General features: G+C 61.8%; 24 protein-coding genes. 9 read left to right on the forward strand and 15 right to left on the reverse strand.

Annotation, left to right across the window (positions count from 1 at the left end):
• Window positions 1–7 precede the first annotated feature (7 nt).
• The 3 genes from ACWF6P_RS01515 to ACWF6P_RS01525 form a co-directional block, all read right to left on the reverse strand.
• Window positions 8–1,192: an AI-2E family transporter gene (locus ACWF6P_RS01515; protein ID WP_452619708.1), complete on the reverse strand. Its 1,185-nt coding sequence runs from the start codon at window positions 1,190–1,192 to the stop codon at window positions 8–10.
• Window positions 1,182–1,754, reverse strand: a complete 573-nt coding sequence (locus tag ACWF6P_RS01520; RefSeq protein WP_452619709.1) for an HdeD family acid-resistance protein — start codon at window positions 1,752–1,754, stop codon at window positions 1,182–1,184. Before ACWF6P_RS01520 ends, ACWF6P_RS01515 begins: the two co-directional genes overlap by 11 nt.
• Window positions 1,755–1,910: 156 nt before the next feature.
• On the reverse strand, window positions 1,911–3,260 hold the full coding sequence (locus ACWF6P_RS01525) for a DUF1254 domain-containing protein (protein WP_452619710.1): 1,350 nt from the start codon (window positions 3,258–3,260) through the stop codon (window positions 1,911–1,913).
• Between the two features lie 165 nt (window positions 3,261–3,425).
• Here ACWF6P_RS01525 and ACWF6P_RS01530 point away from each other — a divergent pair, with 165 nt between their 5' ends.
• Both ACWF6P_RS01530 and ACWF6P_RS01535 read left to right on the forward strand, forming a co-directional pair.
• On the forward strand, window positions 3,426–3,953 hold the full coding sequence (locus tag ACWF6P_RS01530) for a peptidase (RefSeq protein ID WP_452619711.1): 528 nt from the start codon (window positions 3,426–3,428) through the stop codon (window positions 3,951–3,953).
• A 294-nt stretch (window positions 3,954–4,247) separates the two neighbouring features.
• On the forward strand, window positions 4,248–4,991 hold the full coding sequence (locus tag ACWF6P_RS01535; protein WP_452619712.1) for a TMEM165/GDT1 family protein: 744 nt from the start codon (window positions 4,248–4,250) through the stop codon (window positions 4,989–4,991).
• Here ACWF6P_RS01535 and ACWF6P_RS01540 read toward each other — a convergent pair.
• A complete protein-coding gene (locus ACWF6P_RS01540) occupies window positions 4,920–5,933 on the reverse strand; it encodes an ABC transporter substrate-binding protein (RefSeq protein WP_452619713.1) in 1,014 nt (337 codons plus the stop codon). The two genes, ACWF6P_RS01535 and ACWF6P_RS01540, sit on opposite strands and share 72 nt — an antisense overlap.
• Window positions 5,934–6,089: 156 nt before the next feature.
• Between ACWF6P_RS01540 and ACWF6P_RS01545 the strand changes: the two genes are divergently transcribed.
• From ACWF6P_RS01545 to ACWF6P_RS01560, 4 genes are all read left to right on the forward strand, one after another.
• On the forward strand, window positions 6,090–6,812 hold the full coding sequence (locus ACWF6P_RS01545; RefSeq protein ID WP_452619714.1) for a FadR/GntR family transcriptional regulator: 723 nt from the start codon (window positions 6,090–6,092) through the stop codon (window positions 6,810–6,812).
• Window positions 6,809–7,459, forward strand: a complete 651-nt coding sequence (locus tag ACWF6P_RS01550; protein ID WP_452619715.1) for a sterol desaturase family protein — start codon at window positions 6,809–6,811, stop codon at window positions 7,457–7,459. Before ACWF6P_RS01545 ends, ACWF6P_RS01550 begins: the two co-directional genes overlap by 4 nt.
• A gap of 144 nt (window positions 7,460–7,603) precedes the next feature.
• Complete coding sequence (locus ACWF6P_RS01555) at window positions 7,604–7,762, forward strand: hypothetical protein (RefSeq protein ID WP_452619716.1); 159 nt, start codon at window positions 7,604–7,606, stop codon at window positions 7,760–7,762.
• 90 nt (window positions 7,763–7,852) lie between these two features.
• A complete protein-coding gene (locus ACWF6P_RS01560) occupies window positions 7,853–9,265 on the forward strand; it encodes an amidase (protein WP_452619717.1) in 1,413 nt (470 codons plus the stop codon).
• 20 nt (window positions 9,266–9,285) lie between these two features.
• Here the strand turns inward: ACWF6P_RS01560 and ACWF6P_RS01565 are convergent, their stop codons facing one another.
• From ACWF6P_RS01565 to ACWF6P_RS01585, 5 genes are read right to left on the reverse strand one after another with little or no spacing between them, the layout of a single operon-like run.
• Window positions 9,286–11,484, reverse strand: coding sequence for an acyl-CoA dehydrogenase (locus ACWF6P_RS01565; protein WP_452619718.1), 2,199 nt, complete (start codon window positions 11,482–11,484; stop codon window positions 9,286–9,288).
• Window positions 11,485–11,488: 4 nt separating this feature from the next.
• Window positions 11,489–12,355 carry an SDR family oxidoreductase gene (locus ACWF6P_RS01570; RefSeq protein WP_452619719.1) on the reverse strand — a complete coding sequence of 289 codons (867 nt, stop codon included), beginning with the start codon at window positions 12,353–12,355 and terminating at the stop codon, window positions 11,489–11,491.
• A gap of 41 nt (window positions 12,356–12,396) precedes the next feature.
• Complete coding sequence (locus tag ACWF6P_RS01575; RefSeq protein ID WP_378536437.1) at window positions 12,397–13,272, reverse strand: MaoC/PaaZ C-terminal domain-containing protein; 876 nt, start codon at window positions 13,270–13,272, stop codon at window positions 12,397–12,399.
• A gap of 6 nt (window positions 13,273–13,278) precedes the next feature.
• The gene (locus ACWF6P_RS01580; RefSeq protein WP_030535858.1) at window positions 13,279–13,710 is read right to left on the reverse strand and encodes a type II toxin-antitoxin system Rv0910 family toxin; all 432 of its coding nucleotides are present in this window, start codon (window positions 13,708–13,710) and stop codon (window positions 13,279–13,281) included.
• Window positions 13,711–13,752: 42 nt separating this feature from the next.
• Window positions 13,753–14,943 carry a lipid-transfer protein gene (locus ACWF6P_RS01585; protein ID WP_452619720.1) on the reverse strand — a complete coding sequence of 397 codons (1,191 nt, stop codon included), beginning with the start codon at window positions 14,941–14,943 and terminating at the stop codon, window positions 13,753–13,755.
• Between the two features lie 102 nt (window positions 14,944–15,045).
• On the opposite strand from ACWF6P_RS01585, the gene ACWF6P_RS01590 reads away from it, so the two are divergent.
• The gene (locus ACWF6P_RS01590) at window positions 15,046–15,729 is read left to right on the forward strand and encodes a TetR/AcrR family transcriptional regulator (protein WP_378633491.1); all 684 of its coding nucleotides are present in this window, start codon (window positions 15,046–15,048) and stop codon (window positions 15,727–15,729) included.
• 104 nt (window positions 15,730–15,833) lie between these two features.
• A complete protein-coding gene (locus tag ACWF6P_RS01595; protein ID WP_452619721.1) occupies window positions 15,834–16,292 on the forward strand; it encodes a GNAT family N-acetyltransferase in 459 nt (152 codons plus the stop codon).
• On the opposite strand, the gene ACWF6P_RS01600 is transcribed toward ACWF6P_RS01595, so the two are convergent.
• Genes ACWF6P_RS01600 through ACWF6P_RS01615 form a run of 4 tightly spaced genes read right to left on the reverse strand, consistent with a single transcriptional unit; the run spans window position 16,255 to window position 20,088 of the window.
• The gene (locus ACWF6P_RS01600) at window positions 16,255–17,358 is read right to left on the reverse strand and encodes an FAD-dependent monooxygenase (protein ID WP_452619722.1); all 1,104 of its coding nucleotides are present in this window, start codon (window positions 17,356–17,358) and stop codon (window positions 16,255–16,257) included. The genes ACWF6P_RS01595 and ACWF6P_RS01600 overlap by 38 nt on opposite strands.
• A gap of 3 nt (window positions 17,359–17,361) precedes the next feature.
• A complete protein-coding gene (locus ACWF6P_RS01605; protein WP_452619723.1) occupies window positions 17,362–18,819 on the reverse strand; it encodes a DUF222 domain-containing protein in 1,458 nt (485 codons plus the stop codon).
• Window positions 18,820–18,854: 35 nt separating this feature from the next.
• Window positions 18,855–19,505 (reverse strand): DUF6308 family protein, encoded by a 651-nt coding sequence (locus tag ACWF6P_RS01610; RefSeq protein WP_452619724.1) that lies wholly within the window; start codon window positions 19,503–19,505, stop codon window positions 18,855–18,857.
• On the reverse strand, window positions 19,498–20,088 hold the full coding sequence (locus ACWF6P_RS01615) for a hypothetical protein (protein WP_452619725.1): 591 nt from the start codon (window positions 20,086–20,088) through the stop codon (window positions 19,498–19,500). The genes ACWF6P_RS01610 and ACWF6P_RS01615 overlap by 8 nt, the downstream gene beginning before the upstream one ends.
• Before the next feature lie 158 nt (window positions 20,089–20,246).
• Here ACWF6P_RS01615 and ACWF6P_RS01620 point away from each other — a divergent pair, with 158 nt between their 5' ends.
• Window positions 20,247–21,014 carry an SDR family NAD(P)-dependent oxidoreductase gene (locus ACWF6P_RS01620; protein WP_003944195.1) on the forward strand — a complete coding sequence of 256 codons (768 nt, stop codon included), beginning with the start codon at window positions 20,247–20,249 and terminating at the stop codon, window positions 21,012–21,014.
• Window positions 21,015–21,069: 55 nt separating this feature from the next.
• On the opposite strand, the gene ACWF6P_RS01625 is transcribed toward ACWF6P_RS01620, so the two are convergent.
• Window positions 21,070–23,397 carry a putative bifunctional diguanylate cyclase/phosphodiesterase gene (locus ACWF6P_RS01625; protein ID WP_452619726.1) on the reverse strand — a complete coding sequence of 776 codons (2,328 nt, stop codon included), beginning with the start codon at window positions 23,395–23,397 and terminating at the stop codon, window positions 21,070–21,072.
• Between the two features lie 557 nt (window positions 23,398–23,954).
• Window positions 23,955–24,725: a hypothetical protein gene (locus tag ACWF6P_RS01630; RefSeq protein WP_452619727.1), complete on the reverse strand. Its 771-nt coding sequence runs from the start codon at window positions 24,723–24,725 to the stop codon at window positions 23,955–23,957.

A 24,725-nucleotide genomic window follows, 5' to 3' on the forward strand; every position in this document is an offset into this window, starting at 1 on the left:
CCCGAAGCTACTTACTTGTTTGGTCAGGTCCACCGTTCGGCTCGGATTCTGCGGGTATTTTCGGCTTTTCAGGCTCCTCCGGTTTCTCCTTCGGCATGTCCCGAGGCCCGCTGATCAGGATGTCGGCCCAGCGTGTGGCTGGGTCGATGTCGAGCAGGACGGCCTTCACCAACAACGAAAGCGGGATCGCCAGCAACGCTCCGAGCGCCCCGAGTACCCACGACCAGAAGACAAGTGAGAGGAACGTCATCGTCACCGACAGTCCGACGGCGTCGCCGACGAACTTGGGTTGGATGATGGACTGGATCACGAAGTTGATGACGGAGTAGACGACGATCACCCAGAGCATCAGCCAGGGGCCGCCCTGCAAGAGCCCGAGAAGTGCCGGCGGGATGACGCCGATGACAAACCCGATGTTGGGGATGTAGTTGGTGATGAAGGACAGCAGCGCCCACAGAACGGGTAGCTGAATGCCCATCAGCCACAGCGCTCCACCGTCGAGTACCGCCACGATGAGGCCGAATACCGTCGAGACCACCAGGTACTTGCGAGTCCCTGCGGCAAAAGTGGAGAGCGCGTAGGAGATTTCGGGACGCTGCTCGGCCAGCACGCGCAACCGCGAGCGGATACTCATGCCGTCGAAGGCCATGAACAGCAACAGCGCGAGGATGAACACCAGATCCGACAGAATGCCGAGCAGACCCTCCAGCCCGCTTTCGAGTACACCCACTACCTTCGTGAGATCGATACTGCTGAGCGTGCTTTGGATCTGTTCGGTGCTCACTCCGAAGTCGGCCAACTTGTCGCGGCCCTCGTCGAGGAGGTTGGTCATCTCCTCGGAATACTGGGGCAAGATCGTCGCCAACTGTGCCGTCGACACGATCAACGAGGCAGCGAGCCCGAGCAGAATCAGATAGACGGTGACAAGCGAGCCCAACATTCCGACCCACTTGGGCCACCCTCGTCGCTGCGACCAATCCTGAATGGGTTGAACGGCAATCGTCAGCACCAGTGCGAGGAAGACCGGTCCGAGGATGCCGCCGAACACTTTCATTCCGCCGACGGCAACCACGGTGGCCGCGATACCGAGAAGGACGATCAAACCGCGAGGGATCGACCAGTTCTCACTACCGGACAGCGTGGGGATCGGAGCGGGAGCCGCGACGGCCGGCTTTCCCTTCTTAGAGAACACCGACTTCCTTTGCCCGGCTCCTGATCTGGAATGCTCCCACGATCATGAAGAGGCCGAACAAGATTGCGTACCAACCCAACAACCAGATGAGGCTGATGATGCCTTCGCCGGGCGCGACGAGAAGAATGATGCCGAAGATGACAGCGAGTACCGAGGCTGCGAGCAACCATCCCCAACTGGATCCGGGCAGCGCCTTCATCTTGAAGGCGCCGACGATTCCGAAGATTCCGAACATGATGGCGTAGAAGGCAATGATGTACAGCAGCACCAGCGCAGTGATGCCTGGCCAGACCAGAGCGACCACACCGGCTCCCACCGAAACGACGCCGGTGAACACCCACCATCCCCAAGAACTCAGGTGCTCGCGGTCCCGGATGGCTCGAACGATCGTGATCAAGCCGTCGGCAATGGAGTAGATACCGAACAGGAAGACCAACGCCACCACGGTGATTCCCGGCCACACCAGTGCGATGATTCCGAAGATCACACCGAAGATTCCGCGGATCAGGATCATCCACCAGATCTCTTTGCCGTACTGCACGAACGGATTCTGCGTGACCATCAGTAGCCTCCGAAGCAAGCGGGTGTCTCTGACCGATTCAACAGCTCTTCAAACAGGGCAATACCGACAGATCGTATGGCTATCGAGACCTTTCCGCCCATCGAAACGCGCGGCTGATACCGAGTTGTGCTCTTCGGGTACGAGGCGAGAGGACCTTCAGCCTGCTTCCTGAATACCTGCTTCCCGAATACCCGGCGCAGTCCACGATCCCGACAGCACTGCCGCCTTCGGCCAGTACAGGCGCAGAAAGACGTTGAAGTCACCGGACGGAGCCGGCAGCCAGTTCCGCTCCTTCTCACCACCAGGGGATTCGTGCTGGAGATAGATGTCGAGGGAACCGTCGTCGGCAAACACCAGATCGCTTCGATCACCGATCGCGTATCGGTCGATCGGGTTGTCCACGAAGAACTGCCGCTCGTTCATCATCGTGAGCGACCAGAAGCCCTCGACCGGCGGCAGTTCGTCCTTCTCGAAATGAAGTACGTACTTCTTCTCGCCGGTCAGAGGCTTCCCGTCGACGTCCGTGGTGGCGTGCGGGTACACGGCATCAGCGTCGAGGTTCGCGCCGAAACCGAGCCAGACGATCAAAGCTCGCTGAGCGTAATGAGTTCCGTAATGCCCCAAGCCGCGGTGCATCGTCCAGCCGTTCTTCGGACTACCCTCGGCCTCTTTGGCGATCTCGCTCAGCACGTCCATTCCGGTTCGTGCTGCTCGGTCGAGGGCATCACGCACCTCTTGCGGACGCGACTTCCAGGGCAGCGAGGAGCCGATTCCGATGTCGGACAGCTGTTTCATCATCTCGGTATCGTCCGGGCGGGGAGGATTGTCGTCGAGAAGTGCATCGAGTGTGGTGAAGAAGGCCTCGCCGTCCATGGCGGCCACCTGGTCCACCGGCGGCGTCCGGGTGTCGACGGCAGCGTTCACCGGCACTTCGCCGGGCGTGAAGTCCTGCGGGTCACCCATCCACTCCGACAGCGGTGTCAGTCGCGTCCGGTCCTGCAGGCTGTGCACTTCAGCCAGGTCCGTTCCCCCCGACGTCGCATAGCGGGCGACTATCCAGTTCATCGCCGTCGGAGAACGCAGCAGCGTCAAACCCTTGGGCACGTTGCCTTTCCAATTCGGCCCGGAAACCAGATACGGCCCCCCGGTGCGTCCCACCGTCCGAGATCCCGGCACCGTGAACACGTCGCTCCACGCGTCGAGGATGGGGACCAGCCAGTACCGCGTGCCGAAGTCCGGTAATGAGAGCACCTGCGGTTCCGTCGAGACGTCCAGCCACCCCGACGAGTAGAGAGTGTCCGCGTTGGGTGAGACGACATCGGTGAAGGTCGCGTCGGGCGTTGTACGCGCATAAGCAAACTGGTTGAGCGGGGCTTTCATCGCCACCGGGGCCGGCACCGCCGTCATGACGTCACGCGATACCGCCGCAATCAACAGTGGATACCCGAAGATCCACGCCTGCGTTGCCAGGTCTTCCAGCCGAGAACGGTTCTTCGACAGAGTCATGCCTGCGCATACCACCGCCCTCACCAGCGCAAACCTGGCTGGCACTCTCCCCGTCTTGTGTGCCAGTACCGAATGGGTGCATATTTCGATTACCCAACGAGGTGTGCCGGACCGACGCATGCGCGTCTGCCCGAGATTTGCCCCAGCACCGAGGGAGGAACAGAAATGAACAGAAACGAAGCAATAGGCATTTCTCCGTTCCAAGCCGCCGGATCTTTGCAGGGGTTTGTCATTTCCGGGCGTTGGCCGGACACCACCCAGGAGTGGGCTCAGCTTCTCGCCTTGGCTGTCCGAGTGGCCTCGATGCCGGGTATGTTGCCGACGACGACGGTCTTCGGGGTTCGTGAGGACGTTCCCGAGGACCCCCAGCCGGGCACTGTCGGTCTGGTGGTTGCCGAAGGTCCGGTGCTGGGCGATTTTGCCCTGACACCCGGCCGTTTCTCCGATCACCAGCCACCGGCCCTGATCATGCTGCACCCGCCGTCGGAAACCACGTCCAGCCTGCCGGAATGCGAGGGCAGCGCGTCGGGGTGCGTACTACTGCCCGGTCTTCCCTACCTGGGTTTGGAGCATCGCGCGGCCTGGGTCGAGGCAGAGCCGGACGGCACAGTCGTCTCCATGATCAGCCGTGTCGGCATCGATCCGATCAGCGATCCCGACACCGCTGTTTTGGCCATGCTCCTCGCCTCGTGACGGCCCCGGTAAGCGATAAGTTCGGACTCCCAAACTTGCTGCGCGCTTTGCCAATTCGTTTCGACCGCGCTAACGTGGGTAGCAACGAAGGGGAGTAGCCCCCAATCGCCTGTGTCGACATACTGGTTCGACGCGCTCCGTCATGTGCGGATCGCGAAGCACCCGGCCTGGCGAACCGAAGGTCCTGTGGCCTCGGTGGGCGAGACCTTCGGCCGGACAAGCGCACCCGCTGCGCCTGCCCAGGCCGGAGGCTCGCATTTTTCCTCCGACCTACACCGACCGGAGGAGTAAATCTTGCTTGCCGCAATACTTTTGAGTTTCGGCGTAATTTTCGTCGCGGAACTCGGCGACAAGTCGCAACTGATGGCAATGACGTTTGCCTTGCGCTATCGCTGGTGGGTCGTTCTCGGCGGAATCACCGTCGCCACCACCCTTGTTCACCTTGTCTCCGTCGCCGTCGGCCACTACGTCGGCGTCGCACTTCCGACCGCGGCAATATCGATCGTCGGCGGGATCGCGTTCCTGATCTTCGGCCTCTGGACGCTGCGCGGTGACGATCTCACCGACGACGAGCAGAACAAGGCCGGTCGCGTCACGCGGTCCGCCTTCATCGCCGTCGCATCGGCGTTCTTCCTGGCCGAACTCGGCGACAAGACCATGCTCGCCACCATCACTCTTGCCACCGACAACGACTGGATCGGCATCTGGATCGGATCGACCGTCGGCATGGTGGCGGCCGACGCTCTGGCCATCATCGTCGGCTCGGTACTGGGCAAGCACCTTCCGGAGGGATTCATCAAGATCGGTGCCGCGGTGCTGTTCTTCGTCTTCGGCGTCTGGCTGCTGCTCGAGGGCATTTTCCCGGACTCGTCGGCCGGCATCGTCGGCGGCGGCGTTGTCCTCGCAGTGTCCGTGGTGGGTGCGCTGGCCCGGATGATCTGGAAGCGCACCCACCCGAAGCCGCCGTCAGAGCTTCGCTCTGATCTCCTCGGCGATCGGTTGGAACTGCTCGAGGAACGTCAAGGCCCAACCGAATGAGGCGACACCCTCGTAGTCGAACGAGTACACCTGATCGTTCTTGACGGCGCGCAGACGCTGGAAGATGGTGTCGCCAGCCAACTTCTCGTCGATAGGCCCCTTGCCACTGTTGGTGATGATGACGTCGGCCTCGTCGAGTAGCTCCAACTGCTCCTTCGGGAACCACTCGTTGCTGCCGGCAGGAATTGCGAGCGAGCGGTCGTTGAACTGGAACCCGGCCTCGCTGATCACCGTCGTCTGATACTTCGTGGGCGAATACAGTGAGAAGCCACTCTCCTCGAAGTACGTGGTGTAGACGACCTTCACCTTGCTCAGCACATCAGCGTTGTCGCTGCGGAACTTGGCGATCCGCGCCTCGTACCGGTCTGCCAACTCCTGAACCTTCGCGCTCTGGTTGAGCGCGTCCGCGACCCCGAGGGCACGCTCTTTCCATGCGTACTGCCCGTCTTCGGCAAAAACCGCGGTCGGTGCGATCGACCGGATCTGCTCGTAAAGATCCGGGTTGTTCTGCGACAGCAGGTTGGTCATCACGATCAAGTCGGGAGACAAAGCCGCTATCGCCTCGGCGTTCGGCTCGTACCAGCGCCCCACCTTCGGGAGAGACCGCAGAGCAGACGCATAGGGTTCCGGGACGCCGTCGGCGTTCTCGTAGTCCACCGGCAGTCCGACGGGTGTGAATCCGGCGTCGAACATCGCGGGGCCCGTGTAGTAATCGGCGCTGACCACCCGTTGCGGGTTGGCGGGCACTTCCACCTGCCCGAGAGCGGTATTGATGGTGCGCATCGACCCTTCGGCAGACTCACTGGTGCTGGTTCCGCAGGCCGTGAGTAGACCGATCCCGGCCAAGGCGCCCGCTCCGAGAAAGCCGCGACGGGTAAGCGCGGCCGTAATGCGTGCGAACTCTGCGTCTGTGTCGAGAGTCGGCAAGAGAAGTGATGTCATGGGCTTCCTGACGGTATTCCGAATTAGGGTCGCCTAAAATTACTCTCACCTGCGCCGTTACGGTGAAGCTTGTTGGCCAAGGGGTATCTCTTTCACGCCAGAACTCAACTGGTAATACCACTTGACCTCTCACCAGCAAGCGCTTAAGGTCGGTACATGTTCCAACCCGTTGCACGCACCTCGGCCTCCGGCGCAGTCTTCGACCAGATTTCCGTGAAAGTGCTGGCCGGAGAGCTGGCTGCCGGCGAGACACTACCCAGCGAGCGCAAACTCGCCGAAGCATTCGGTGTCTCGAGGCCGGCAGTCCGAGAGGCTATTCAGAAGCTCGCCCAAGCCGGACTCGTCGAGGTCCGCCAGGGCGAATCCACGTCGGTGCGCGATTTTCGACGCCAGGCCGGACCAGAACTTCTCCCCCAACTGCTGGTTCGCGATGGCGTCCCCGACCTGACGGTGGTGCGCAGCGTCCTGGAAACTCGCGAGTTGATGGGACCGCAGATCGCGGTGCTGGCGGCTCGTCGCATCTCCGCGGAATCCGCCCGAGAACTCAACACGGCCGTTGATCAACTAGGCTCCACCGAAGATCCAGTGGAGTTGCAAGACCGCGCTCTGGCGTTCTGGGACGTCGTCGTCGACAGCGCAGATTCCATCGCCTTCCGTTTGATCTTCAACAGCCTTCGGGCTGCATACGAGCCGGCTATGACTGCACTTGCATCCGTCATGGTCGCCGAAGTCGGCCAGACCGACCTGTATCGAAAACTGGCCTCCGCCATCACTTCACACGACGAGCCAACTGCCGAGGCGTCAGCCGCACAGCTCCTTCACACCGGCACGACGGCAATCGGCGACGCTCTCACCTTCCTGGAAGGACTGAAACCATGAGCAAGCCTCTTACTCTGGCCGATGCCGCACGGACGTTTCGTAAGTCACCGACGCCGTGGATGATCGGCACCATGCTGCTGGCCGCCGCAACGGCGCGCATCGCATTGGGCGACTGGCAGATCACCGACGCACTTGTTCCGCTCGTGATGATCGCCGCATTCCCGTTCGTGGAGTGGATCATTCACGTCTTCGTTCTACATTGGAAGCCGCGGACCCTTGCCGGCGTCACACTCGATTCACGGCTGGCGCGCAGCCATCGGGAACACCACTTTGCGCCGCGAACCGTCTCACTCATCTTCATTCCGTGGCAGACGCTCCTGATCGTGATCCCCGTTCTGACAGCCGTCGCCCTCCTGGCGTTTCCCCGCGTCGAACTCGGTCTGACCTTCCTGACCTGCATTTCCGTGCTCGGCCTCGGTTACGAATGGACGCATTTCCTCATCCACAGTGACTACAAGCCGAAAACTGCTCTCTACCGGTCGGTTTGGCGCAACCACCGCAACCACCACTTCAAGAACGAGCACTACTGGTTCACCGTCACCACCGCGGGAACTGCCGATCGCGTACTGGGCACGTACCCCGATCCCAAAACCGTCGAGACATCCCCGACAGCCAAGAACCTGCACGGCGCAGCGTCCAAGCTGTGAAGGAAGGCCGGTTCCTGGCCCCCAGCTGGCAACAAACTTGAACTTGACTGTGTATCAGTCATTTTCGTTGAAACTCACCACAACCGTGCTTAGTGTCGTTGGAGTCAGAAGTTCGAAAAACGCTGTAACCGAAGGACACAAAACATGTTCAACGATGTATTCAACAACGTCATCCACCCGATGGTCACGAACTTCCAGCAGTTGGGCCCCCAGCAGTTCTTTCCGCAGCAGTTCATCCCACAGGGAGTGTTCCAGCAGGCGCCGCAGGCGGCCGAGCAGGCAGTAACGTTCTTCGGTAGCTGATACCGCAATCCACAGATAGCGCCACTCAGGGGTCGTCCGTCCAATATGCTGGACGGACGACCTGAGTGCCTCCGCCTGACAAGGATCCCCATGACCGCGAACACCCCCGTCCACGCTTTCACCGACGACGCCCTGAGCGACCTCGACGCCACCGGCGTCGCCGCCCGGATCGAATCGGGTGAGGTGACCGCACGGGAAGTCATGGAGGCGTCGATCGCCCGCGCCGAGGCCGTGCAGGGGCAATTGAACGGTCTGGCCTGCACTGATTTCGATCGTGCCCTCGCCAGGAGCAACCGGCCCGCCAAGGGCGTCTTTGCCGGTGTCCCCACCGCGATCAAGGACAACACCGACAGCGCCGGCCTTCCCACCCAGCAGGGCAGTACCGCCTTCACCGCGATCCCCGCCAAAGCCGACAGCGATTTCGGGAAGCAGTTCCTCTCCACCGGGGCCATTTCGATCGGCAAGACTCGACTACCCGAGTTCGGATTCAGTGCGTCCACCGAATACATGACGGAAGAACCCGTCCACAACCCGTGGAATCCGGCGTACTCGTCGGGCGCTTCCTCGGGTGGCGCAGCCGCGCTTGTTGCTGCCGGCGTACTCCCGATCGCGCACGCCAACGACGGCGGTGGATCGATTCGCATTCCCGCCGCTGCCTGCGGACTGGTCGGACTCAAACCCACTCGCGGTCGTACCGTTGCCGACCCCGCCGACAAGTCGATGCCGATCCGGCTGATCGCACAGGGCGCCGTCACCCGTACAGTTCGCGACACCGCCAGATGGATGTCAGCGGCTGAAAGTTATTACCGCAATCCACGACTCGCGCCGGTTCGCCTGATCGAAGGACCCAGCTCAACCCGATTGCGCGTCGGCGTCATCACCGATTCCGTGACCGTCACCAAGACGGACGACGAGACGCGTAAGTCCGTCGAAGCGACTGCGGAACTCCTTGCAAGCCTTGGCCATCACGTCGAGGATGCCGCATTGCCCGTCGGCCCGGAATTCATCAACGACTTCAGCATCTACTGGGGTTTCCTGTCTTTTGCCATCTCCACCGGTGGCAAACAGATGCTCGGACCCGACTTCGACAAGTCCGGCACCGACAATCTCACCAAGGGCCTCTACACGCTGTACCGGAAGAACCTCGCGAAGACGCCGCGCGTGCTCTACCGCTTGCGACGCCTTCAGCAGCAGTACAGCGCCATGTTCTTGAAGTACGACGTCGTGCTCTCGCCGGTACTTGGTCACACCACCCCCGAGCTCGGATACCTCTCCCCCGCTCAGCCTTTCGAGGAACTCTTCGACAAGTTGATCGCGTACACGTCGTTCACGCCACTGAACAACATCTCCGGTGGTCCCGCCATTTCCCTACCGCTGCATCAGACCAGCAATGGTTTGCCGTTGGCCTCGCATTTCTCCGCCGATCTCGGCGACGAGCGCACGCTCCTCGAATTGGCCTTCGAACTGGAAGAGGCTCAGCCCTGGAGACGAATCCAGGACTGAGCCCCACCCGGTGGAAACTGTCAGTCTCGCGGCAACCCGAGCATGCGCTCACCGATCACGTTGAGTTGCACCTCGGTCGTGCCACCGTAGATGGTGGTGGCACGGCCCGAAATGAGCTGCTCCATCGCCTTGTCGCTGGGCTGACCTGGGATGCTGACCGCTCCGGCAGCACCCAGTTCGGCGACGACGAATTCGGCGATCGACTGGCTGATCTTCATCGCCAACAGCTTGCCGACGCTCGATGTGGTACTCACGTCGATTCCCGAAAGTTGCTTGAGCACAACGCGGGAGCCGATGAGGTCGATCGCCTGACTTTCGGCAACCAGCTCACCGACACGGTAGCGACCGATCGGGCTCAGATCTGCTGACTTCGCGAACTTCAGCAGATCGGAGTCCGACGCGTACGCCTCCATCTTCTGGCTCAGTGCGACGCGCTCGCCGGCCAGCGTCGTGCGTGCGACGTTCCAGCCGTCGTTGACCTCGCCGACCACGTTCTCGTCGGGGATGAACACGTCGTCGAGGAACACTTCGTTGAACAGCGCCGAGCCCGTCATCTCACGCAGCGGGCGGACGGTGATGCCCGGTGTCGACATATCGAGCACGAAGTAGGTGATGCCCTGATGCTTCGGCTTGGTGGCGTCCGTGCGGGCAATCAGCATTGCCCAGTCGGAGAACTGAGCGACCGTCGTCCAAATCTTCTGACCGGTGATCTTCCAACCGCCGTCGACCTTTTCGGCCTTCGTCGACAGTGATGCGAGGTCGGAACCAGCACCGGGTTCACTGAAGAGCTGGCACCACACCAGCTCACCCTGCAGGGTCGGCAGCGCCAATTCCTGCTTCTGCTTGTCCGAACCATGCGCTACGACGGCCTGCACGGCCCAAGTTCCCATCAGGAGTTGCGGCATCGAGATACCCGCAGCCTTGATCTCCTGGGAGATGACGATCTGCTCGAGCGGAGCGGCGCTGCGTCCGTACGGCTTCGGCAGGTGCGGCTGAACCCAGCCTCCGTCGCCGAGTGCAATGAGCTGGTCGTCCTCGTCGAGATCGACCAACTTGGCCAGCTCAGCCGCGATGTCGCCGCGGATATCCTCCGCCTCGGGCGGAAGTTCGAGAACCGAAGCCCGGCTGACACCGTCAAGTGCCTGCTGCGCAACACGATTGGCACGATCCTCACGGGTGCCGAGAATGCCGCGGATCGAGAGCGCGCGGCGGTAGTACAGGTGCGCGTCGTGCTCCCACGTGAATCCGATGCCGCCATGGACCTGCACGCAGTCCTGCGCTACCCGCACTGCAGCGTCGGGAACGATGACCGCTGCGATGTCGGCGGCAAAATCTGCAGTGTCGTCGCCCTTGTCCAATGCGCTTGCCGCATCCCACACAACGGCGCGGGCCTGCTCGAGCGCAATGCCCATCTGCGCGCACTTGTGCTTGACGCCCTGGAACTGGCCGATGGGTCGTCCGAACTGCACACGGGTCTTGGCGTACTCCGACGCGGTGGAGACGCACCAGGACATGACGCCGACGTCTTCGGCGCCGAGAACGACTGCGGCAATGGACCGTACCCGCGCCTCGGTGAGACCGTCGAGTACCCGTTCGGCGCTGATCTGCACTCCATCAGCGTCGATTCGCGCACTGCCGCGAAGCACGTCGATGCTGTCCTGCACGGTGATCGAGACAACGCTGCTCTCGAGCACCGCGTAGCGAACGCCCTCGGGCAACTGGATCGGAATCAGCAGCACGTCGGCATGTTCACCGCCGAGCACACCGTCGAGTGCGCCCGTGACCGTGTACCCGCTGTCCGACGCCTCAGCTGCGAACGGTGCACCCAAGGCGACTGCAGCCGTACGGCTTCCGTCGATCAGGCCGGGCAGGAACTCGAGTCCCGCCTTGGAATCGGCGGCACCGAGAACGGCGCTTGCCAATACCGTCGGAACAAACGGGCCGGGAGAGACGGTGCGGCCCAGCGCTTCCAGTGCCACCGCCAAGGTCAGCAGACCGGCACCGTGGCCACCCTGCTCTTCCGGAACCGCGAGCCCGAGAAGGTCTTGCCCGACCAGTGCCGTCCAGAACTCGGGGAACTTGTCCTCGGTCCGCGACTCCACCGCCGCGCGCACCTGCTCGGTGGTGATGGTGCGCTCGGCGAAGGAGCGCACCGAATCTGCAAGCGCGGTGTGCTCCTCACTCAGCCCGAGGCCGAGTTCGTATGCGTTGCGTGCCATGCGCTTACAGACGTTCTGCGAGGTCGGCGGTGGTCCAGGGACCCTCGCTCTCGATGGTGTTCACGCCGTGCCAGCCGGCAAGTTCCGTGATGGCCCCACCCTGAACTGCATACACCTTGCCGGTGAGCTTGCAGTCCGCGGCCGCGAGATATGCCACGAGCGGCGAGATGTTGGACGGCGCAAACGCGTCGAACTCCCCCTCGGGAACCTCGGCCGCGAAGAGCGCACCCATACCGGGTGTCGCCAGCGTCAGTCGAGTACGCGCGATCGGCGCAATTGCGTTGACACGCACGCCGTATCGATCGAGCTCGTCTGCGGCCACCAAAGTCAGGGCTGCGATGCCCGCCTTGGCGGCGCCGTAGTTTCCCTGGCCCGCATTCGGCATGAAGGTACCCGAAGCCGAGGCGGTGTTGATGACCGAAGCATTGACGGTCTCGCCTGCCTTGCTCTGGTCCTTCCAGTACGCGGCAGCGTGGTGCAGCGTCGCTGCGTGCCCCTTGAGGTGCACGGCAATGACTGAGTCCCATTGGCTCTCGTCCATGCCCGCAATGAACGCGTCACGAAGAATGCCGGCGTTGTTGACCAGGACGTCGAGTCGGCCGAACTCGCTGACGGCCTGCTTGACGAGGCCCTCGGCGCCGTCCCAGGTAGCGATGTTGTCGGCGTTGGCGACGGCCTTGCCGCCTGCAGCGACGATCTCGTCGACTACCTGCTGCGCGGGGCCGGCATCTGCACCCGATCCGTCGTTTGCACCGCCGAGATCGTTGACCACGACGCTCGCACCCTCACGAGCGAAGAGCAGCGCATGCTCACGGCCGATGCCGCGTCCTGCTCCGGTGATGATCGCTACGCGACCGTCGAGACTTCCCATCAGTTCAGATTCCCATCAGTTCAGTTGTCGGACATGAAGACTCATTTGTCGGTGATGACAGCAAGGCCGTCCTTGATGACCAGGTCACCGACCGCGCTGGTTTCGTACGAGTACGACGTGGCTCCGTCTGCCGAGCCCGACTTGTAGAACACCGTCTCGATGTCTTGGGTCGGAAGCACGGGTTTCGCGAATCGCACTGCGAGACGACGCAACCGCTCGGTCTCGCCGCCGGCCAGTTCGGTCAGGGCTCCCCACGACGTGAACGCCATGGTGCACAGTCCGTGGTTGATAATTCCGGGGAGCCCGGACATGCGAGCGATCTCTTCGTCGAGGTGGATCGGCATCGGATCGCCGGACGCCGGCGAGTACCGGAACGTCTGGTCCTCGTCGATGTGCTGATTCACCACCGCTGCCGGACTACCCGCGCGAAGAGCGTCGTCGAATCGGTGTTCGGGAGCCTTCTCACCCAGGCCGGGGCCCGCGTCGACCTTGCGGAAGAACGCCGTCATCCACTGCTCGTTGACCAATTCGCCCTTGTCGGTTTTGGTTTCGACGTAGATGACGACGGTGGAACCGTTGTCGCGACCCTCGAAACCGATGGGCTTGGCGCGAGCGACCAGATGGTCACCGGGGTAGATCGGACGGTGGAACAGGAAATCCTGCTCACCGTGAACGAGCTTCATCAGCAGTTCCACCGGTGCCACCGACAGGGCAGCCGGTGCCATCGACATGAAGACGGGTACCACCGCGAAGACCGGCGGAGCGATCTCGCCCTTCAGATGTCGCTCGATGGGATCGTTGGTGGCAGCGGCGTATTCGGCGATACGCTCGGCTGTCACCTCGAAGTGCTCCGGATCAGTCCATACATCCAGTCCGGAAGTATCGAATTCGACCGCGTTGGTCTTCGGTGTCGTCATCGAGCGTTATCCGACCAGCTCGGCGAACTTCGCCAGCGAAGCCTCGAGGTCAGCCTTGGCGTTCTTGGCGACTGCCTTGCCGATCGGCCCGACAATCATGGTGCCCTTGAAGCTGGCGTCGACGGTTGCCTTCGAGCCCGCACCGTCGGCCTCGACCGAGAGGATGAATTCGACGGTGACACCGGCCATTCCGGTTCCGGCGATCTTGACCATCTTCGGAACCTCGACCTCTTCGACGGTCCATTCGATCTTGTTGGCCATACCCATCACGGAGACGACCTCGGTGAACTTGGCGCCCAGCGCAACCTCGGTGGGGAGTTCACTCTTCCAGCCCTGGTGAATGGTGAGCCACTCTTCCCAGCGAGACAGGTCGGAGAGCGCATCCCAGGTCTTCTCGGGGGACGCGGGCAGTACGGCGGAGACGGAAACGGAAGCCATGATGAAACTCCTAGTGGGTAGCTAGCGGGTTAAGGGTGTGATTCAGCGTGCGTAGGGCTTGTATGCGGTCACGACGACTGCGCCGCCGAGGCCGATGTTGTGCTGGAGTGCAACCTTCGCGCCGTCGACCTGACGCTTGTCGGCGGTACCGCGGAGCTGCCAGGTGAGTTCGGCGCACTGTGCGAGGCCCGTTGCTCCCAGGGGGTGACCCTTCGAGATGAGGCCGCCGGACGGGTTGACCACCCAGCGTCCGCCGTAGGTGGTGTCGTCGGCGTCGACGAGCTTGCCGCCGTCACCTTCGGCGCACAGCCCGAGCGCTTCGTAGGTCAGCAACTCGTTGGTGGAGAAGCAGTCGTGGAGTTCGATGACGTCGACGTCGTCGGCGGTGATCCCGGCCTGTGCATATACCTTCTCGGCGGCCTTACGGGTCATGTCGGCGCCGACGAGGCTGATGGCGCTCTTGCCCTCGAAAGTGCTGTTCATGTCGGTGACCATGGCCTGTCCGACGATCTCGATCGCCTGAGCAGCAAGCCCGTGCTTCTCGACAAATGCTTCGCTGGCGATGATCGCCGCGCCGGATCCGTCCGAGGTGGGCGAGCACTGGAGCTTGGTGAGCGGCCCGTGGATCTGGCGTGCTTCGAGGATCTGCTCGAGGGTGTACTCGTCCTGGAACTGCGCGTACGGGTTGTTGAGCGAGTGCTTGTGGTTCTTGACGGCGATCTTCGCGAACTGCTCAGCAGTGGTTCCGAAGCGTTCCATGTGCTCGACGCCGGCCGCGCCGAACATGTACGGAGCGGGCGGCATCGCGAACTCCTGCAGCTCGGCGAGAGCGAGGAGGTGCCGCATGAGTGGCTGTTCGCGGTCGTCGTAGGTGGATCCGAGCGACCCGGACTGCATCTTCTCGAAGCCCAGCGCCAATGCGCAGTCGGCCTGACCACTCTTGACTGCCTGCGTGGCGAGGTAGAGCGCGGTCGATCCCGTCGAACAGTTGTTGTTGACGTTGACGATGGGGATACCTGTCAGACCCAGCTCGTAGACAGCCCGCTGACCTGCGGTGGACTCGCCGTAGACGTAGCCGACGTATGCCTGCTCGACCTCGGAGTAGTCGATACCTGCGTCGTCGAGCGCCTTGGTACCCGACTCGCGTGCCATGTCGGGGTAGTCCCACTCGCGGGATCCCGGCTTCTCGAATTTCGTCATGCCGACGCCGACGACAAAAACCCTGTTACTCATTGCCACTCCTGAAGAGAACGGTATCTGTGTGTGACACGCTGTCCCACCAAAGTATGTGAGACATCTTGTCCAGTCAATGGCGGGGTGAGTATCGTTCGATTTATGACAAAGACAGCCGAGTCGGCGCAGCCCGACGGGCGCAGCACTCGCTGGAACGATCACAAGGAGCAGCGCAAAGCACGGATCCTCGACGCAGCCCTCGACGCAGTCAACGAAGGTGGCGCCGACGTCGGCGTCCAACAAATCGCCGAGCGCGCCGACGTCCCCCGTTCCGTTGTCTACCGGATCTTCAAGGATCGAGCCGACCTCGACGAGCAGCTGCGAGTCCGCATCCTCGAGATGATGATGACCGACCTGACCCCCACCCTCACGCCGCAAGGCACCGTCGGCGAGGCTATCTCGCGGGCCGTCGACACGTACCTTCGCTGGATTGTGAAATACCCACGACTGCACCACTTTTTAGGCAAGGGATCCCCGAGCACCCGAGCCACCGGTTCGAAAGTGGTGACCGGAACTAAGACGGCCATCGCCGTCCAGTTGGGAAACCTGTTGGGCGCGATCCTCGCCAGCCGCGGCAAACCGTCGAAGATGGCGGAGCCCTTGGCTTTCGGCGTGATCGGTTTGGTCGACGTCAGCGTCAACCGTTGGCTCAGCCAACCAGGTTCCGACGTGACCAGCGCAGAATTGGCCGAATTCCTCGAACGCTCCATCTGGCAGGTTCTCGACGGCAATCTCCGGAGTATCGGCGTCGATATAACGCTGTCGACCCCGATCGCCGACCTGTGACAGTCACCGAACTACCCTGGACTCTCGACGGACGGGGGCTTCGACTGATCCACGTCCCATCACCAGTCCTACACGCACTGGGTGATGATGACGCCACTCTCGCAATGGAACTCGCACCCGAAATCCTGACCCCGTATCTCCTCGGCGAAGAATGCCAGGGCTTGTGGCGCTACCGGAGCAAGCAGATAGCAGGGAATCCGCACGACAGCGCTTGGATCACCCGCATCGCGGTCGACACTCGGACGTCGACGCCGGTGGGGTTGGCAGGATTTCACGGCCGTCCCGACGCGCGCGGGATGGTCGAGATGGGATATCGCATCGACCCGGCGTTTCGACGACAGGGCTACGCACGAACCGCCCTCGAGATACTTCTCGACGTCGCGAGTCGCGAATCCGACGTACACGTCGTTCGCGCGACCATCAGCCCGGACAATGCCGCATCTCGAAACCTGATCAGCCAGTACAATTTTTGCGAAGTCGGTGAGCAGTGGGACGAAGAAGACGGTCTGGAAACCATCTTCGAAGTCAGTGCCTCTCGATCGGCCGAGGCCGCCAGCGATTGATCACACCGAATACCGACAAGGTAAGAATGTCGGGAGTCAACCGCACGGCAACATCACGCACCGCCGCCAGCGGGCGACTCGCCGGCATCACGACGGTTGACATGTGCCGCGAAATCCATTGAACAGCTAGAACTCTACGACGCCGAGCCTTTGTGTAGCCAGCGAGATCGTGCGCATAGGCAGCAAGAGTAACGGCGTCCTCGATCGCCAAAGCCGCACCTAGCCCGAGGTGAGGGCGCATGGCATGAGCGGCGTCGCCAATCAACGCAACTTTGCCGCGTGTCAACAGCTTCGGGGTCCGAATCTCGAGCAACTCGTTCTCGATGATGCGAGCCGGATCAGCGTTCGCGACCAGTTGCGACACCGGTTCGGGCCAGTCGGCAAAATGCGCGAGACTCTCGACGCCGCGTTGCGCACCCGCGAAGGCGTAGGTGCGGTTGCCCGCCAACGGGAGAATCCCGAACTCCCCTCGAACCCCCCACACCTGTCCTACAAAATTCGGCGGTGGGCCATCGACGATCCAGCGCCAAGCTGACACTCCGGTATGTACCACGGTTCCCTCGCCGGGCCAGAGCTGCTGTCGCACAACACTGTGCACACCATCCGCGGCAACGACAAGGTCGTATCGAGCGGTATCACCGTCGGTGACTATCTCGGCGCGGCCGTGATCTCCGCAGCCAACACCCGTCACCCTGGTTCCGGTGCGTAGACATTCGGCGGGGAGGGCGCGAACCAACACTTCAATCAGATCGGCGCGGTGGATTGTCACCAGATCGCGTCCGCCGGCGAGGTCACCAATTCTGCGCGTCACCAGATTTTGCCCGCGCAGATTCCTGATCGCGCCCGAGCTGTACGGAAGGGAATTCGCCCTGACCTGTTCGCCTACACCGATTTCGTCCAACGCTGCCAGCGCGTTGGGAAACAACACGACGGCGGCGCCTACCTCCGTGAACTCGGACGCACGCTCGTACACGGTGACATCCCAGCCTGCTTTGCGGAGCGCGATGGCAGCCGTCAGCCCGCCAATTCCCCCGCCGACGATTCCAGCGCTTTGTCCTTCCGGCACAGGTCAGATCCTCTCCGGAACTGTGACAGCCGTCAACCCGCTGGTGTTGTCGGTCCAGTGAATGGCTCGATCCTCCAGCATTACCGGCGTCCACAACCTGTATGTCTTCACCTGATGGTGATGACGACACAGGCATTGGAGGTTGCTCGCAATGGTCCACCCACCACGTTTCGGATCGGATGGATCAAATTCGGTGACGTGGTCGAGTTGGCACCTGTTCGCGGGCACCGAACAGCCAGGGAATCGGCAGTGCCCGTCGACAGCCCGTACCAATGCGGCCAGTGCCGCTCCCGGAGTGTAGGTCAGCGCGCCGGGAGGTGGATCGGGCTGGGCGCCATGCCCATCCGATCTTCGAACTATGTCCGGTGCGTTCGCAACCTTCAGTTGCATTGCCCGAATCCGATCGCCGCAGCCGTTCGGTTCGCGGCCCGGGCGATCAGGCCGGGTGACAGGCGGAAGGACAGCCGGAGCATGTTGCCGGCGCGGTCGATTTCCGGCGGTCTGGGCCCGGAAATCTACGAACAAAGCCTGCCAGGTGGAATCAGCAGCAAGCTCGCGAGCAAAATCAGGATCGATCGGTCCGTACCCGTCGATGCTCGCGGGATCTGACGTCAATCCGAGGAGCGTCGCCAGATCACACACGATGTGCAACAACGGCTTCCGACGTGAGAATGTAGTTGATTGGGCTGCCGTGGATGCAGCCTCGCACGTTTCGCTGCCACACTGGCAACGTAGCCCGTTCTCGCCGTGCAGGAGAGCGACCAGCGCATCGGCCCTACGGGTCGAGACATTTCGCGGATCGTTGGTGCAGACACTTCCGGCGGCCTCGTTGATCAGGCCGAGCGCTTCGACGGCCTCGCTGGCGCTGAGTGTTGCCTGCAACTGCGCGAGGCCGTGACGGTCGGCACGCGTACGAACATCGCGGTGCTCCAGCATCTTCCGGCGACGTTCGGCAGCAGCATCCGGATCGTAGGCAAAGAGCTGACGTTCGATGTCGCGCTCGAGTTGCCCGGGAGGAAGACGGTGCGCCGAGGCCAGTACCCGGCGCTCGAGTGCTGCGATCGCCTCGGGGTCGGCCCCGGTGAGTCCGTCGACAATCTTGCGCACACGCGCATAGTCCAGCTCGCCGGCGGCGAATGCGGCCTTGGTGAGCGGAAGGAACTCGCGTAGGGCGTCACCGATCTCGATGTGGACTTCGGCAGTACGACGTGAGCAAGTGAGCATGACCGCTATCTCGTTGCATGCGATCCGCCACGCCTTGTCGACATCACCGGACGCGTCAAGTTCGGCATTGAATCTCGACTCCGACAACATGGATGCGCCGAGCACCTTCTGCGCGGCAAGCATGTTCTCACTCTGCGCCGTTGCAAAGAGCATGTCCGGCAGCACGAGTGGATCGACGACAGGACGGCCGTCATCGACGGATGTCCCCACACCGCTCGTCAATCCATCATCGAACATACATTCGACACTAGACCCGCCCACCGACAAGAAAGCTAGAGTGCCGGTTTGTATCCCTTACCCTGCATCCACGCCAGCACGTCCAACACCCTGATGACCGGAACGGATTCGTCGAGACCTGCACGTGCACGTAGATCGAGGAGTCGACTCTGCAACTCGTCTTCCCGCATGGCTACGCGAACGGGTTCCAGGTGGGCCGACTTCGTTCCCAACTCTCGACCGATGACGTCGTCGTAGATCGGATAGAACCTCGGACGCTTGCGGGCGATGAGCTTGGACGCCATGGTGCGTCCGACGCCGTGAATCTCTCGAAGCGCCGTCTCCAAACGCCACACCGGAGATTCCGAGGTGAAGGGGTCTGGTTCGTTCGAGAGATCGCGATCCGGGCCGACGTCGGCCAGAAGGCGGTTCAATTCGGCGTTGTTTTCGCCGAGAAGGAAGAAGGCTCCCTGAGCCGGAACCTGTACCGACAGAAGCGTCACCGCAACAAGGTCTTCCGCGGTGAAGATGTTTGCATCACGCTCGCGATTGCCACTGGGATCCCAGGAATCCCACAGCGCGCCGGTCCGCAGATAACCCGTCTTGCGGAGCGGTCGCGTGAAGTATTCCTCCAACACGTCGAGCGCGCCGGAATCGTCCCCGTCACGCAGCACACGCGGGAGGCGGATGGGCAACTGATCAACCATGGTCGAGCGACCTTTCCAGTACATATTTGGCGAACCCGGAGTTGTGATATTGCCGAAATGGGCCCTTACCCTTGGCAACAAGATGCTCCGCGAGGGGACGAACCGTCTTCACGTCGACGGGCAGTTGAGCAAACTGCTCCAACGCATCCGAGTCCTCGAGACTGCAGTCGATCACGGTCCCGTCGCCGTCGGCCGACGCCAATTCCGTGCGTCTGATGGCGACCAGATCGTGCTTGGCGTCGAGTTCTTCGATGCTGCAGCCGGTTCGCGATTCCAGTGCCGAACTGGACACGTACACGGACATCACGTGCTCGATCGGCTCACCGCCGACGAGATGGCACTCGACGCTCAGAATCTCCATCGGACCGATGTTGAGTGTGAACAACCGATGGCGCTCCGCCGATCGGTTGGTCGAAGGCAGGCAACTGATCGTCCACTGTTCGATCTCGACGTCGGCCGGCGCGTCGAAAGCGTAGGAGAGAACCTCGGCAATCAGCTCGGCAAGATCTTCGAAGAGCGGGTCGCGCTGCAACCGCTCGAAATTCTCGACAGAAGCGGCGGGACGCACAGGCGCCTTGCTCACGCAGGTCCCCTCTCGTCCGGTGCTTTGCTCTCAGACCTCGCGTCCAAGGTACCCAGCCCTGCGCGGGTCTCGCGCGTTCGCCCTCACATACACCCTCGCGTTATGGTTCTCGACACGTACCACCGCCTTACCGATCGCTAACTCGAGGAGCACACGAAGTGGAAATCAAGGGAACCGCAGCACTGGTCACCGGAGCGGCATCAGGCCTCGGCGCCGCAACAGCCAAGCGCCTCGCCGACGCCGGCGCTACCGTCTTCGGCCTGGATCTGCCCGCGTCGATCGAGCGCGCAGGCGACAACGTCCCCGCCGGCGTCACCCTCATCCCCACCGACGTGACCAGCGGCGAAGAGGTCGAAGCAGCGATCAACCAGATCGTCGAGTCGGGCTCCCCGCTGCGCATCGTCGTCAACTGTGCCGGTGTCGGCTGGGCCGGACGCATCCTGTCCAAGAAGGGTCCGCACGACCTCGAGCTGTTCCGCACGGTCATCACCGTCAACCTGCTCGGCACCTTCAACGTCATGCGCCTGGCCGCCGACGCCATCGCCAAGACCGAGGCCGTCGACGAGTCGGGCCAGCGCGGCGTCGTCATCAACACCGCGTCCGTTGCCGCCTTCGAAGGACAGATCGGCCAGATCGCGTACTCCGCCTCCAAGGGCGGCGTGCACGGCATGACGGTTCCGGCTGCCCGTGACCTCGCACAGTTCGGCATCCGCGTCAACACGATCGCTCCCGGCATCATCGACACCCCGATGCTCGCAGGCGTCACCGACGAGTACCGCAAGGGCCTCGAAGCCGGCGTCCCGTTCCCGTCGCGTCTGGGCCAGCCGTCCGAGTACGCGCAGCTCGCGCAGATGATCGTCGAGCACGACTACCTCAACGGCGAGACCATCCGCATGGACGGCGCACTGCGCATGGCGCCGCGCTAACTTCCCTGCTGTGCGCCTTTATTAACCGCCCGCGGTTAATAAAGGCGCACAGTTGTCAGAACGAATGAAAATATCCACCATTGGTTTGTGCAGTTGCGCTCAGGTACTCGGCCACTTCCGTCGCCGGCATCGGTCGGCTGATGTAGTAGCCCTGGACCAATTCGCAACCGGCGGTACGCAAGAGCCTCAACTGGTCGGCAGTCTCCACTCCTTCTGCCAACGACTGCATTCCGAGCGCCTTCGCCACCTCGACCACAGACGTGACAACTGCCGAATCACCTTCGCTCAATTCGGTGATGAACGATCGGTCGATCTTGAGAATGTCCAATGGCAGTTTCTTCAAACTCTCGAAAGACGAATAGCCGGTTCCGAAGTCGTCCAAGGCAATCGCAATCCCGCTGGCGCGTAGGCGATCCAACTCGGCGACGGCAAGCTCCTCTACCGCTCCCGTTTCTGTGATTTCCAGCTGAAGTCGTTTGCTGGACAGACCGGTTGCCTCCAGCGCATCGTTGACTGCTGATCCGAAGCCGGACGACATCAATTGCACCGGAGAGACGTTCACCGTCACGTAGGTGTCGTCGGGCCACATCGTCGCCTCGGCGCACGCCATGTGCAGAACCTGAAGCCCCAACGGGACTATCAGGCCTGTCTCCTCCGCGACATCGATGAAAATGTGCGGCGCAAGCACTCCCCGCACCGGATGATTCCAGCGAAGCAGTGCCTCGAATCCCTCGACGCGTCCATTGTCTGCCAGAACCTGCGGTTGGTAGTACAGCTCGAACTGCCTGGACTCGATTGCAAGCCCAAGCTCTTGCAGGGCCGATGCTCGTTCCCTGGCCCGCGCCCGCAGCACCGGTGAGTATCTTTCCACCCGGTTCTTACCAGCGGATTTTGCCGCATACAGCGCCAGGTCGGCGGACATGACAAGAGTGTCGGCGTCTTCGGAGTCTGCCGGCGCGCCGGCATAACCAATCGATGCCCGAACCTCGATGCGATTTCCCCGCACGAAAAACGGCTCACGCAATGCGCCCAGATAACGTGCGAACACCGTGCCGCCGTCCTGCGACCCACGCACGACGAGCCCGAATTCATCACCACCGATTCGGGCACACATGGCGCCGTCAACCACCCGATTGAGCCGTGCAGCAACGGAAATCAACAATTTGTCTCCGACGGGGTGCCCTAGCGTGTCGTTCACCGACTTGAAATTGTCGAGGTCAAGGATGCCGACAAGAACCTGCTCGCCTGTACGGACGGTGCCGAGCGCGTTGGACAGCTCCGAGCCGAACGTCCGGCGATTCGGGAGCCCGGTCAGTCCGTCGGTTGCAGCAAGCCACAGAATTCGCCGCTCGTAGTTGTACTTCTCGGTGATGTCCGAGCCCACGCCTCGCCAACCCACGAACTCCGTGGCCTCGGATAGCCTGGGATGACCCGACAGAGACCACCATCGGTCGACGCCGTCGACACGAACGGGAATGACGACCTCTCGAAACGGCATGAGGCGGTCGAGGTGATCTCCGATGACCTGGACCGCGGCTCGACCACTCTTCGTCGAACCCACGTCGAGCCGATCCAACAATCCGCGCAGCGACAGGGTTCGCAGGTCGGAGACGGGAACTCCCGAGATCTGCGACAGCCGAGCGGAGGTGTGCGACAACGTCCCGGTGGTGTCGACTTCCCACAGCCAGTCGCGGGAACCGCCTTCGAAATCGTCGAGAAGCAAACTGACCGTCTGGCGCTCGGCAGCAGCCTCGAACTCGGCGAGACAACGACTTCGGAACGACGCCCACAGGTAGACGACACCAACGCACAGAATGCTGATGTAGACAACGAGCTGAAATGAAAGGACGAAGTATTCGGCTGTCGCCCCGGCAAGCATGACGAACAACAATCCCAGACCGTGCACCAGTATCCAGGCCAACCCCAGCGACCGAACCGTCGAGAGCGCAACTGCACCGGCACCCACCACACCGGCCATGGTCGCGATCAGAACCAGCTTTCGTGAACCGTCTATCACCGGAAGCATCTGAGCCGCGAGGATCGTGTACAGAACGCCCAGCAGTACCACTTCGAGCATGAGAGCCCAGTAGTCGTACCGAGTCGTGTGCTTGGGCGAATAGCTATCCCCCTGAATGACCCTGGGTAGCCATACACGCACCGAGTTGAGGATGACCGCGAGCGTTGCGGCTCCCCAGATCAGGCGGAACTCTTCGTACCCGGGAGGCACGACATAGGCCAACAAGGCGCACGCACTGAAGAAATTCGCGACGTTGGCCAGCGGAGCGACCGTTGTCACTTGACGGACTTGGCGAGAGAAGAGGTCGCGCCGCTCCACTTCGGACAGTTCGGCGTCGCTTCCACTCGAAGTCAGCCTGCTCAGCATTCAACACCCTCCATCGTGGAGCCGACCAGATGAAGGTAGCGCGTGCGCGCAGGAGAGACACCCTATGGGAGATAATTGGGTAGCGAACCCCCTTGCTAACTTGGGCATTTCATACTTTTAGGACATGTAAGGCGCTACGACGGATCGATCCACCCCAGATACTGCACACCCAAGGGCATTACCGGAGCCACAAACCTTTCGGCTGGCGCCGCAACTGCTCAGTCGGAGTCTCATAGATCCGCTCCGGAAACTGTTGCAACCACCAATCCTGGCACCCTGGCGGGATACCGTTGCCGCCATTCCCAAGGGGATTCGACGACCCCGAGAGATAATCAAAGGGCTGAATCTTCCATGACCCGAACACATCCCACGATGGCGACAACTCATTCGGCACAAAGTTGGCGAAGGCCGGAACTGCCTCTTGACTCGTTCCACCGCCATCGGCGTCCCATGTGCCGCAGGCGGATACGTTAAACATCGACGCGCACGCCACGAGAGACACGAAACTCCTCAGCCGATCACTGTTCCACTGCAGCGGTCAGGAGCGAGTGGGCCGACTATGTCTCATTCGCCGGACCGATCCACTCCGGGTACTGCACAGCCAACGGCATAGTCGGCATGACATACCCGGGCGGCGGCAGAACGGCTCTACTCCCTTGGGTGTCCAGGGTGAACGTCGGGAACTCCTGTTTCCACCAGTCGATACAGCCCTGCGAGATCGCGTTGCTCAGAATCGACGTGTAGCCCGTAATTTTCCAGTTCCCGAAAACATTCCAGACCGGTGTGCGTTGGGCACGAGGATCATGACCTTCCACATCGGTGTCTATGATTCCCGGCTTGCCTGGAAGTTCGGCGGTATTCGCCAAGGTTATCTGTGCAGAATCAGAAAGCACCATCGAACTATCAGATTTTCTCGGCTCCTGATACAGCCGGTAGCTACATACTGTCGCCGACACCGAATTCGAACTATCCGAGTAATCGATTATATGTCGAAACCACGTGTATACGTTTCCGTCGTTCGCTCTCCCATCGGTATGGAAACGAGGATTAGCGGGAGAAATCTTGCTATCGATATCACGAACCGCATCGAGGTAGCCAGGATAGGCGTATTCCATCCCGGCAGCGTACGCGCTATCAACGGATTCCTTAGTCGCACGAATCAACTCGGCACCGCGGCCGAACAGATCGATACCAGGGTCAGCAGACCACACAGTCGTATAGGGCAATGGTGAAACCGTCGCTACATCGGGAGAAACCGCAGGTGAGCCGCCGCCGCTTCCACACGCTTGAATAGAGACCACACAGACCAGGGCTACGGTCGCCGGCAC

The sequence above is a fragment of the Rhodococcus sp. NPDC055024 genome (assembly GCF_053608585.1).